General features: G+C 73.9%; 8 protein-coding genes. 3 read left to right on the forward strand and 5 right to left on the reverse strand.

Features of this window, described 5'->3' with window-relative positions:
• Positions 1-68: 68 nt before the first annotated feature.
• Complete coding sequence (locus JD78_RS12445) at positions 69-854, reverse strand: enoyl-CoA hydratase/isomerase family protein (protein ID WP_153360173.1); 786 nt, start codon at positions 852-854, stop codon at positions 69-71.
• A gap of 48 nt (positions 855-902) precedes the next feature.
• Positions 903-1,703, reverse strand: coding sequence for an ABC transporter ATP-binding protein (locus tag JD78_RS12450; protein ID WP_153360171.1), 801 nt, complete (start codon positions 1,701-1,703; stop codon positions 903-905).
• A gap of 62 nt (positions 1,704-1,765) precedes the next feature.
• Here JD78_RS12450 and glgX point away from each other — a divergent pair, with 62 nt between their 5' ends.
• Positions 1,766-3,949, forward strand: a complete 2,184-nt coding sequence (gene glgX / locus JD78_RS12455) for a glycogen debranching protein GlgX (protein ID WP_228395143.1) — start codon at positions 1,766-1,768, stop codon at positions 3,947-3,949.
• Between the two features lie 3 nt (positions 3,950-3,952).
• Here glgX and JD78_RS12460 read toward each other — a convergent pair whose 3' ends face one another.
• Entirely contained in the window at positions 3,953-4,774 is an 822-nt protein-coding gene (locus tag JD78_RS12460) for an NAD(P)H-binding protein (RefSeq protein ID WP_153360169.1), read from the reverse strand.
• Positions 4,775-4,857: 83 nt separating this feature from the next.
• Here JD78_RS12460 and JD78_RS12465 point away from each other — a divergent pair, with 83 nt between their 5' ends.
• The gene (locus JD78_RS12465; protein ID WP_153360167.1) at positions 4,858-5,271 is read left to right on the forward strand and encodes a winged helix-turn-helix transcriptional regulator; all 414 of its coding nucleotides are present in this window, start codon (positions 4,858-4,860) and stop codon (positions 5,269-5,271) included.
• Positions 5,272-5,443: 172 nt separating this feature from the next.
• Here the strand turns inward: JD78_RS12465 and JD78_RS12470 are convergent, their stop codons facing one another.
• Both JD78_RS12470 and glgP read right to left on the reverse strand, forming a co-directional pair.
• Entirely contained in the window at positions 5,444-6,409 is a 966-nt protein-coding gene (locus JD78_RS12470; protein ID WP_153360165.1) for an FHA domain-containing protein, read from the reverse strand.
• A 177-nt stretch (positions 6,410-6,586) separates the two neighbouring features.
• The gene (gene glgP / locus JD78_RS12475) at positions 6,587-9,136 is read right to left on the reverse strand and encodes an alpha-glucan family phosphorylase (protein WP_153360163.1); all 2,550 of its coding nucleotides are present in this window, start codon (positions 9,134-9,136) and stop codon (positions 6,587-6,589) included.
• A 182-nt stretch (positions 9,137-9,318) separates the two neighbouring features.
• On the opposite strand from glgP, the gene JD78_RS12480 reads away from it, so the two are divergent.
• Positions 9,319-11,325 carry an alpha-1,4-glucan--maltose-1-phosphate maltosyltransferase gene (locus JD78_RS12480; protein ID WP_153360161.1) on the forward strand — a complete coding sequence of 669 codons (2,007 nt, stop codon included), beginning with the start codon at positions 9,319-9,321 and terminating at the stop codon, positions 11,323-11,325.
• Positions 11,326-11,415: the final 90 nt, after the last annotated feature.

Here is an 11,415-nt window from a genome sequence, read left to right on the forward strand (position 1 = left end):
TGCGGCAGGTGCCCACTCCGGCGCCGGAGTGGGCACCTGCCGCACAGTGCCCGGGCTGCCCGGGGCGCTCACCGGCCGGTGAAGGTGGCCTTGCCCGGCCCCTGCTCCAGGAACGAGCGCATCCCGGTGGCCTGGTCCTCGGTGTCGAACAGCTCGGCGAACAGCCGGCTCTCCAGCTGCAGGCCGGCCGCGAGGGACCCGTCCAGCCCCTCGTCGATCGCCCGCTTGGCAGCGGCCAGCGCCAGCGGCGGGCCGGCGGCGAACTTGCGGGCCATCGCGAGGGCGGTCGGGTAGACGTCGTCGTCGGGGACGACGGCGTCGGCCAGCCCCATCTCCAGCGCCTCCTCCGCGGACACGTGCCGGCCGGTGAAGACCAGGTCCTTGGCCTTGGCCGGGCCGACCAGCCGGGCCAGGCGCTGGGTGCCGCCGGCGCCCGGGATCACCCCGAGCTGGATCTCCGGCTGCCCGATCTTCGCGCCGTGCCCCATCACCCGGAAGTCCGCGCACAGCGCCAGCTCGTACCCGCCGCCCAGGGCGTAGCCGGTGATCGCGGCGATGACCGGCTTCGGCACCCGGGCCACCTCGGTGAAGGACGCGGTGAGCTCGCGGCCCCAGGCGACCATGCTCGCGCCGGTCAGCTGGGACATCGCCTTGATGTCGGCGCCGGCGGCGAACACCCGCTCACCGCCGTAGAGGACGACGGCGCGCACGTCGTCCCGCGACCCGGCCTCCAGCGCCGCGGCGCGCACCTCGCGGTGCAGCTGCTCGTCGATCGCGTTCATCTTCGGCCGGTCCAGCCGGATCGTGCCGACGCCGTCCTCGACCTGCAGGGTGACGAACTCGGGCGATGTCATGCCGGGCCTCCGTGGAGTCGGTGGGACGTCGGTGTCCGGTTGCTGACCTTAGGCGGCGCGGCGGGCGGCGAACCGGCCGCGCTCCAGCTGGACGTCGAGCCCGACGCCGAAGGCCTCCGAGAGCAGCGGCGCGGTGAGCACCTCGGCCATCGGGCCGGCGGCGACCACCTCGCCTTCGCGCAGCAGCAGCGCGTGGGTGTACCCCGGGGGGATCTCCTCGACGTGGTGGGTGACCAGCACCTGGGCGGGGGCGTAGTGGTCGCGGGCCAGGCCGGTGAGCCGGGTGACCAGGTCCTCCCGGCCGCCGAGGTCCAGCCCCGCGCCGGGCTCGTCCAGCAGCAGCAGCTCGGGGTCGGTCATCAGCGCGCGGGCGATCTGGGTGCGCTTGCGCTCACCCTCGCTGAGGGTGCCGAAGGGCCGGTGCGCGAAGGGCGAGACACCCCACTGCTGCATCAGCATCGCCGCGCGGGTCAGGTCGTGGACGTCGTAGCGCTCGCGCCACCGGCCCATCACCGCGTAGCCGGCGCTGACCACCACGTCGCCCACCCGCTCGCTCGGGGAGATCCGCTGGGCGAGCGCCGCGCTGGTCAGCCCGATCCGCGGGCGCAGCTCGAAGACGTCGACGGCGCCGAGGGTCTCCCCCAGCACCCGCACCTCGCCGCGGGTCGGGTGCAGCTGCGCGCCCGCCAGCTGCAGCAGCGTGGTCTTGCCCGCCCCGTTGGGCCCCAGCAGCACCCAGCGCTCGTCGGCCCGGACGGTCCAGTCGACCCCGCGCAACAGGTGCGCCTGGCCCCGGACGACGTCCACACCCCGGATCTCGACGACGGGCTCGTGTTCCACGCAGGCCATCCAACCAACCAACCGGGCGTCGCGACGACCGGGCCGGGGCCGTGTCGGGCACCATGCTCCGGGTGGACGCACAGACGGGGGCACGCTGGCACGGCGGGACGGCGGAGGTGTGGCCGGGCAGCCCGGCTCCGCTCGGCGCGCACTGGGACGGCACGGGGACCAACTTCGCCCTGTGGTCGGCCGGCGCGTCGGGGGTCGACCTGTGCCTGTTCGACGCCGACGGCACCGAGCACCGGCAGCAGCTGCAGGAGACCACCCACCAGGTGTGGCACGGGCGGCTGCCCGGCGTCGGCCCCGGGCAGCGGTACGGGTACCGCGTGCACGGTCCGCACGACCCGGCGTCCGGCGCCCGGTACAACCCGGCCAAGCTGCTGCTGGACCCCTACACGCGGGCGGTCGACGGCGAACTCGTGCTCGACGACGCGCTGTTCGGGCACGACCGGCACGACCCGAACCTCGCCGACCCGCGCGACTCCGCGCCCTTCGTGCCCCGGGGCGTGGTCATCCACGACTCGTTCCCCTGGGACGGCGACACCCGGCTGGACACCCCCTGGTCGGACACCGTCGTCTACGAGGTGCACGTCAAGGGGGCGACGATGCTGCACCCCGACGTCCCCCCGACGCTGCGCGGCACCTACGCCGGCCTCGCGCACCCGGCCTTCGTCGAGCACCTGGTCTCCCTCGGCGTGACCGCGGTCGAGCTGCTGCCGGTGCACCACTTCGTCAGCGAGCCGCACCTGCTGCGGCGCGGGCTGACCAACCACTGGGGCTACAACACCCTGGGCTACTTCGCCCCGCACGCCGCCTACAGCTCAGCGGGGTCGGCCGGCGGCCAGGTCACCGAGTTCAAGGCGATGGTCAAGGCGCTGCACGCGGCGGGCATCGAGGTGATCCTGGACGTCGTCTACAACCACACCGCGGAGGGCGACCACACCGGCCCGACCCTGTCGTTCAAGGGCATCGACAACGCGGGCTACTACCGGCTCGGCGGCTTCGGCGCCGGCGACGACCGGTCCCGCTACACCGACTACACCGGCTGCGGGAACACCCTCGACGTCCGGCGGCCGGCCGTGCTCGGGCTGCTGATGGACTCGTTGCGCTACTGGGTCACCGAGATGCACGTGGACGGCTTCCGGTTCGACCTCGCCTCCGCGCTGGCCCGCTCGATGCACGACGTCGACCGGTTGTCCGCCTTCTTCGACGTCGTCCACCAGGACCCGGTGGTGAGCACCGTCAAGCTGATCGCCGAGCCGTGGGACGTCGGCGAGGGCGGCTACCAGGTGGGCAACTTCCCCCCACCGTGGACGGAGTGGAACGGCAAGTACCGCGACACCGTGCGCGACGTGTGGTCCGGCGCGCGGGTGGGCGTCCGCGACCTGGCCTACCGCCTCACCGGGTCCTCCGACCTCTACCGCTCCGACGGCCGCCGCCCGTTCGCCTCGGTCAACTTCATCACCGCGCACGACGGCTTCACCATGGCCGACCTGGTCACCTACGAGCAGAAGCGCAACGAGGCCAACGGCGAGGACAACCGGGACGGCGAGAGCCACAACCGGAACTGGAACTGCGGCGTCGAGGGCCCCACCGACGACCCCGCCGTCACCGAGCTGCGGGCCCGGCAGGTGCGCAACCACCTGGCCACGCTGCTGCTGTCCACCGGGGTGCCGATGCTGACCGCCGGGGACGAGCTGGGGCGCACCCAGGGCGGCAACAACAACGCCTACTGCCAGGACAACGAGGTCTCCTGGATCGACTGGGGGGCGATCGACGCCGACCTGTGGTCCTTCGTCGCGCACGCGGTGGGGCTGCGTCGCCGCTCGCCGGTGCTGCGCCAGGAGGCGTTCTTCGAGGGCGCCGAGGTGGCCGGCACCGGAGGCACCCGCGACCTGGCCTGGTTCTCCCCCAGCGGGGAGCAGCTCACCAGCAGCGACTGGTTCGACACCGGGCTGCAGACCGTGGGCATGTACCTCGACGGCCGCGGGATCCGGCACCGCGACCAGCGCGGGCGACCGGTGGTCGACGACTCGTGGCTGATCTGGCTGCACGCCGGCGCCGACGCCGTCGACGTCGTCCTGCCGGGCGACCCGTGGGGCGACGGGTACGAGCTGGTGCTCGCGACCGAGTACCCGACCGGCCAGCCACCCCGACCGACCGCCCTGCCCCCGGGTCCGGCCCAGCTGCCCGGCCGCTCGGTGTGGGCGCTCCGGGTGCTCCGGCACCCGCAGCCGGAGGCGCACGCCGACTGACCCTCAGCCCACCACCGCCGACGGCCGGCCGGCCGCCACCGCGACGGCGAGCGCGTCCAGCGGCCGGCGCGGCAGCAGCCGGGGCAGGTCGGTGACCGTGCCGGCCAGGAACCCGCCGGCCACCGCGCTGAAGAGGGACAGCAGCATCGGCGGCTGGAACGGGAGCAGCCCCGCGCCGGCCAACGCCGCCCGGTGGTCCTGCAACGAGACCGGGCGGCGCGCCACCCCCCACGCCCGGGCGAGGTCCGCCGCAGTGAAGGCGGCGGTCCCGGCCAGCTCGTAGGTCTGCCCGTGGTGCGCTGCGGCGTCGGCCGCCACGACGGCGGTGACCTCGGCCAGGTCCTCCCGGGCGACGGCCGCGAGTGCACCGTCCCCGAACGGCGCCGTCACCGCACCGTCCAGCGGGCTGGCGAGCCGACCGAACAGCTCGGCGTACAGCCCGTTGCGCAGCACGGTCCAGCCCAGCCGGCCCGCCCGGAGACGCCGCTCGGTCCACCGGTGCGCCAGCGCGAAGCCCAGGTGGTCGCCGGCCGCGGTCAGGCTGGTGTAGACGACGTGCCGGACACCCTGGTCCTCGGCCGCGGTGATCACCCGGTCGTGCCGGGCGATGACGACGTCGTCCTCGGCGTAGCCCGCGGAGACGAGCACGAGGGTCTGCACCCCCGAGAGGTCGAGCGTCGCCGGGTCGTCGAAGTCCAGCGCGCGCGCGCCGGCACCGAGCCGCCGGGGATCGCGGGACCCGGCGAGGGCCGGGACGCCGGCGGCCAGCAGCCGGGCGTGGACGCGGGAACCGAGCTGACCGGACGCGCCGGTGACGAGCAGCATGAGGGGTCTTCCTCCGGAGGGTGGACGATGTCCGACGGCGTGATCGTCAGCGGCCCGCGCGGCCGGGACAAGGAGGCACTTCCATGTCAGCAGGGCACACCGGGGGAACCGACCTGCTCGAGCCGTGCGGCCGGGCCGATCACCCGGACTGCGGCATCCGCGACGTGCTCGACCGGGTGGGCGACACCTGGTCGGTGCTGGTGCTCTCCGAGCTGTCCGCCGGCACCCGTCGCTTCGGCGAGCTGCAGCGAGCGGTCGCCGGGGTGTCCCAGCGGATGCTCACCCTCACGGTGCGCCGGCTGGAGCGCGACGGGCTCGTGACGCGGACGGTGTACCCCACCGTGCCGGCCACGGTCACCTACGCGCTGACCGACCGCGGCCGTGAGCTCAGCGCCCTGGTGCGGGGGTTGGCGGAGTGGTCACTCGCCAACCGCGCCGCGATCGCCGGGTCACGGGAGAGCTGGGACGCGGCCCACCCGGGCTCCACCGTCCGCTGACCCTGCCGGGCCGCACCTGCTGTTGATCATGGGCACGTCGCCCGTAGACCCGCGGCCGGCGGAGTGTCGACGGGCAGGACCACCATGATCAACGGCGGACCTGCGGCTCTGGAGACGCAGACGGCCCCGTTCCCGGATCGGGAACGGGGCCGTCTCGGCGTGTGGGGCTCGGTTACTCGGCGGCCTGTTCGAAGGTGATGACGGTCCAGCCCAGCAGCAGGCGGTCGCCGTCGGCCAGCACGTGCGGCACGCCCGGCTCGAGCTGGGTCCACTCGGTGGCCTCGGGGCCGGCGACGTGCGTGCCGTTGAGCGACCCCAGGTCGATCAGCGACACCTCCCGACCGGACCGCTGGATGGCGGCGTGCGCGGAGGACAGCACGTTCTGCGTGTCGGCGATCGGCACGGGCCGCGCCGAGCCGCTGGTGACCAGGTCGTGGCCGTCGGGACGGCGACCGAGGACCAGGTCCTCGTCGACGGTGACGACCAGGCCGTCGTCGAAGCGGAGCACCGGCGCCGCCGGCGGCTCCGGCCGCCAGAACGCGGTCTGCTCACCCGACGGTGCAGCCGCCGCGGCGGCGCGCCCGCCACCGCTGAAGCCGCCGTCGGTGCTGGCGGTGAAGGGCGACTCGCTGGGCAGACCGGTCGACCTCGGCACGGCGACCGAGGGCGGCACGGCGGCGGCCAGCTGCAGCAGCGCGCCGGAGCCGGGCACGGTGCCCTCGACGAGGTCCAGGGCGACCCCCGGCGGCATCGCGGCGGCCGGCTGCCCGGGCCCCACGTACAGCGTCTGCCCCAGGGCGAAGCCCGCGGCCAGGGTGCAGCCGTCGGCGGCCGACCCAGAGACGGGCACGCCGTCGACGGCGGGCTGACCCTTGCCCGACCACAGCGCGACGCCGGAGCCGGCGCCGTCGGTGGTGTCGGCGAGGACCAGGGCGAAGGAGACGGGGCCGTCGGAGAGCCGGCTCACCTGCCCGGCGACGGCGGCGAGCACGCGGTCGGCGCCCGGGCCGCTGACGCCGAGACAGGCGTGCAGCGCGGCGACGAGCGCCGGTGAACCGGGGGCGTCGACCCACAGCAGGCCACCGCCGCGGCGGGCGACGACAGAGTCTCCGGGGAGCACCTCACAGCGGTCGGGCATGGAGGCCAGCCTAACGACGCGCGCGCACATCCGAGCGCCCGCCACCGCACGCCGCGCCGTGATCTCGGCCCGTTCTGCACGGCACGTACCAGCGGTCACACCTTCACCACCGAGACTGCGACGTTCCGCTGTCGAGCGCGCACCCAGCGTGAGCGATCGACCGGCGACCGCACGCCCTCAGGCGTTGACCACGACCCCGAGCTCGGCGGGCGTGGCCAGCAGCTCGGAGTGCGGCAGCACCCGGACCGTGTAACCGAAGGCGCCGGTACGCTCGAGTGGCACGGTGCCGGTGAACCAGTGCCGCGAACCCTCCGCGCCGTCGTGCCGCAGCCGGAGCGTGGTGACCTCGTGCAGCCCGTCCGCGTCGTCGACCCGGCCGTAGGCCGCCTCGACCAGGACGTCGGACGGCGCGAGGCCGGGCAGCTCCACCTCGGCCCGCAGCCCGATGCCCCCGCCGATCTCCGGGGTCTCCCCCACGCCGGTCGCCTCCACGTGGGCCACCCGCACCCCCGGCCACTGCTCCAGCAGCTGCGCGCGCCAGGCCGCCTCCGCGCGAGCCGGCTCGTAGCCGCCGGCGGCCATCGCCCGGGCGGCCCCGGCCGCCGGGACGTAGAGCCGCTGCACGTAGTCGCGCACCATCCGGGTCGCGAGCACCTTCGGCCCGGTCTCGCGCAGGGTGTCGCGGACCATCTCCACCCAGCGGGTCGGGATGCCGTCGGCGTCGACCTCGTAGAAGCGCGGGATGACCTGGCGGCCGAGGAGGTCGTAGATGGCCTGCGCCTCCACGTCGTCCCGCCGCTCCGGGTCCGCGACGCCGTCGGCGGTCGGGATCGCCCAGCCGTTCTGGCCGTCGAACCACTCGTCCCACCACCCGTCGCGGATCGAGAGGTTCAGCCCGCCGTTCAGCGCCGACTTCATGCCCGAGGTGCCGCAGGCCTCCAGCGGCCGCAGCGGGTTGTTCAGCCAGACGTCGCAGCCCCAGTACAGGTAGCGGGCCATGCCGATGTCGTAGTTGGGCAGGAAGGCGATCCGGTGCCGGATCTCCGGGTCGTCGGCGAACTTCACCATCTGCTGGATCAGCTGCTTGCCGCCGTCGTCGGCCGGGTGGCTCTTGCCGGCGATGACCAGCTGGACCGGCCGCTCGTCGTCCAGCAGCAGGGCCTTGAGGCGTGCGGGGTCGCGCAGCATGAGCGTGAGCCGCTTGTAGGAGGGCACCCGGCGGGCGAAGCCGATGGTCAGCACGTCCGGGTCGAACGCGGTCTCGGTCCAGTCCAGCTCGGCCTCGGCCGCACCGCGGGACAGCGCGGTGGCCCGCACCCGGCGGCGCACCTCGTCGACCAGCCGGCCGCGCAGCAGCCGGCGGGTGCTCCAGAGCTCGCCGGCGGGGATGCGGTCGACCCCGTCGAAGTGCACGTCGTCGTCGACCTCGAGCGGGTCGCCCTGGCTGGTGGTCTGCGTGCCCAGCTCCAGCAGCTCGCGCGCGGTCCAGGTCGGGGCGTGCACCCCGTTGGTGATCGAGCCGATCGGCACGTCGTCGGGGTCGAAGCCCGGCCACAGGGGCCCGAACATGTCCCGGCTGACGTGGCCGTGCAGCTGGCTCACCCCGTTGGCCCGCTGGCCCAGCCGCAGCCCCATGTGCGCCATGTTGAACTTGCTCGGGTCCTCCTCGGCGCCCAGCGGCAGCAGCTGGTCGACCGGGACGCCGAAGCCGGCGAAGTACCGCTCGATGAGCGCCTTGGGGAACCGGTCGATCCCCGCCGGCACCGGGGTGTGGGTGGTGAAGACCGTGCCGCCGCGCACCGCCTGGAGCGCCTCGGCGAAGGACAGCCCGTGCGACTCGGTGAGCTCGCGGATCCGCTCGACGCCCTGGAACCCGGCGTGGCCCTCGTTGGCGTGGAACACCTCCGGCTGCGGGGTGCCGGTCAGCGCGCAGAAGGCCCGCAGGGCCCGCACCCCGCCGATGCCCAGCAGCATCTCCTGGCGCAGCCGGTGGTCCTCGCCGCCGCCGTAGAGCCGGTCGGTGACCCCGCGCTCGGCCGGGGCGTTCTCCTCGATGTCGCTGTCGAGCAGCAGCAGCGACACCCGGCCCACCTGGGCCCGGTAGACGTGGGCGTAGAGGGTGCGCCCCTCGGGCAGCGGCACCGCGACGACGACGGCGTTGCGGTCGCCGTCGCGCAGCAGCTTCAGCGGCAGGCCGTGCGGGTCCAGCGCCGGGTAGTGCTCCAGCTGCCAGCCGTCGGCGGACAGCCCCTGGGAGAAGTAGCCGGACCGGTAGAGCAGCCCCACCCCGATCAGCGGGACGCCCAGGTCCGAGGCGGCCTTGAGGTGGTCGCCGGCCAGGATCCCCAGGCCCCCGGAGTACTGCGGCAGCACCTCGGTGATGCCGAACTCGGCGGAGAAGTAGGCGATCGTCGCCGGTGCGTCCGCGCCCAGTGACTGGTACCAGTGCGGGGCGTCGAGGTACTCCCGGAGGTCGTCGGCGACCGACTGCAGCCGCTGCAGGAAGGCCGGGTCACCGGCCAGCGTGGCCAGGCGTTCGGCCGACACCTCACCCAGGACCTTCACCGGGTCGCCCCCGCAGCTGTCCCACAGCTCGGGGTCCAGCGCCTCGAACAGGTCGCGGGTCTCCGGGTGCCAGGACCAGCGCAGGTTCGTGACCAGCTGGGAGAGCGGACGGAGCGCCTCGGGCAGCGAGGCTCGGACGGTGAGTCGACGCAGGGCTCGCACGGACCCGACCCTAGCCGCGGACCCCGGTCCGCACCGGGTCGAACGACCTCCGCCGTCCACCCACCGGACACGACCTCCCGGGCCGACCGGGCCGGTCCGGGCGGCCCGACGGCTCACCCGCCTGGCGGAGGGGAGATCACTTCGACGTGCCCACCTGTGCGGATGTGGATAGCGTGGCCGCGATGACTGGCCGCGCAGATCTCCGTCTCGGCATCACCGATGTCGCCCCCGTCGTGTCGTGCGGGTCGTTCTCGACCCGCGCCGTGGTCGGTGAGCACCTGCCGATCACCGCCACCGTCTTCCGCGAGGGCCACGACGCCGTGGCCGCCACCGTGGTGCTCACGCCCCCGGACGGCCCCGCGGGAGCTCCCGCCCTCACCAGGATGCGGAAGTACGGGCCCGAACCCGACCGCTGGACCGCCACCGTCGTCCCCGACCGGGAGGGTCTGTGGACCTACCGGGTCGAGGCGTGGGACGACCCGTTGAGCACCTGGCACCACGACGTCGAGGTGAAGGTCGAGGCCGGCCAGGGCGCCGACGAGCTCGCCAACGACCTCGAGTCCGGTGCCCGGCTGCTGGAGGAGGTCGTGGCCGGCGTGCCCGAGGAGCACCGCCCGGCGCTGCACGACGCCATCGGCGCGCTCCGCGACGAGGGCCGCGAGCTGACCGCCCGGATCGCCCCGGCGTTCGCCCCGGCGCTGCAGCAGTTCCTCCACGAGCACCCGGTCCGCCGGCTGGTCACCGCGACGCAGGAGCACGAGCTGTGGGTCGACCGCCCGCGGGCGCTGTACGGCTCCTGGTACGAGTTCTTCCCGCGCTCGGAGGGCCCGGTCGTCGGCGACCAGCCCACGCACGGCACCTTCGCGCAGGCCGCCGACCGGCTGCCGGCCATCGCCGACATGGGCTTCGACGTGGTCTACCTGCCGCCGATCCACCCGATCGGCAAGGTCAACCGCAAGGGGAAGAACAACACCCTGGTCGCCACCCCGGAGGACGTCGGCTCCCCGTGGGCGATCGGCAGCGACGAGGGCGGGCACGACGCCGTCCACCCGCAGCTGGGCACCCTCGACGACTTCAAGGCCTTCGTCGGCCGCACCCGCGAGCTGGGCATGGAGGTCGCCCTGGACCTCGCGCTGCAGGCGGCGCCGGACCACCCCTGGGTGCGCGAGCACCCGGAGTGGTTCACCACCAAGCCCGACGGCACGATCGCCTACGCGGAGAACCCGCCGAAGAAGTACCAGGACATCTACCCGATCAACTTCGACAACGACCCGGCGGGCATCTACGCCGAGGTGCTGCGGGTGGTCCGGCACTGGATGGACGCCGGGGTGCGGGTGTTCCGGGTCGACAACCCGCACACCAAGCCGCTGAACTTCTGGCACTGGCTGATCTGGGAGGTCAAGAAGACCGACCCGGACGTGATCTTCCTGGCCGAGGCGTTCACCCGGCCGGCCATGATGCACCAGCTCGCCCGGGTCGGCTTCACCCAGAGCTACACCTACTTCACCTGGCGCACGGAGAAGTGGGAGCTCGAGGAGTACGGCCGCGAGCTGGCCGCCAACGCCCACTACATGCGGCCGAACTTCTTCGTGAACACCCCGGACATCCTGCACGAGACGCTGCAGGTCGGCGGCCCGCCGATGTTCAAGATCCGCGCGGTGCTGGCGTCGATGATGAGCCCGACCTGGGGCGTCTACTCCGGCTACGAGCTGTTCGAGCACGTCGGCCTGCGCCCGGGCAGCGAGGAGTACCTGGACACCGAGAAGTTCCAGCTGCGTCCCCGCGACTGGGCCGGCGCCGACGCCAGCGGCCGCTCGCTGGCGCCCTACCTGCGCCGGCTCAACGAGGTCCGCCGGGCGCACCCGGCGCTGCAGCAGCTGCGCACGCTGCGGTTCCACCACATCGACAACGAGAACCTGCTGTGCTTCTCCAAGACCGACCCGGGCTCGGACGACGCAGTGCTCGTGGTGGTCTCGCTGAACAGCAGCTACGCCCAGATCGGCACCACCTCGCTGGACATGCCGGCCCTCGGGCTGGACTGGTCCGACCGGTTCTCGGTCACCGACGAGATCACCGGCGCGCACTACGACTGGGGCCAGCACAACTACGTCGAGCTCGACCCCTACCGGGAGCCGGCCCACGTGTTCACCGTGCACCGCAGCCTGGCCGCACCGGTGGACCCGCAGTGACCGGCCGACCGGCCTCCTGACCGTCCTCACCCGCGACGGCGCCGGACCTGCCGCGGCCGGCGCCGTCGCACCGCCCCGCACCTCCGAGAA

The sequence above is a fragment of the Modestobacter roseus genome (assembly GCF_007994135.1).
Lineage (GTDB): Bacteria > Actinomycetota > Actinomycetes > Mycobacteriales > Geodermatophilaceae > Modestobacter > Modestobacter roseus.

Excerpts from the sequence above, each read along its gene's own strand:
- JD78_RS12445 (WP_153360173.1), bottom strand. The coding sequence starts at position 854 with ATGACATCGCCCGAGTTCGTCACCCTGCAGGTCGAGGACGGCGTCGGC.
- JD78_RS12450 (WP_153360171.1), bottom strand. The coding sequence starts at position 1,703 with ATGGCCTGCGTGGAACACGAGCCCGTCGTCGAGATCCGGGGTGTGGAC.
- JD78_RS12460 (WP_153360169.1), bottom strand. The coding sequence starts at position 4,774 with ATGCTGCTCGTCACCGGCGCGTCCGGTCAGCTCGGTTCCCGCGTCCAC.
- JD78_RS12465 (WP_153360167.1), top strand. The coding sequence starts at position 4,858 with ATGTCAGCAGGGCACACCGGGGGAACCGACCTGCTCGAGCCGTGCGGC.
- JD78_RS12470 (WP_153360165.1), bottom strand. The coding sequence starts at position 6,409 with ATGCCCGACCGCTGTGAGGTGCTCCCCGGAGACTCTGTCGTCGCCCGC.
- JD78_RS12480 (WP_153360161.1), top strand. The coding sequence starts at position 9,319 with ATGACTGGCCGCGCAGATCTCCGTCTCGGCATCACCGATGTCGCCCCC.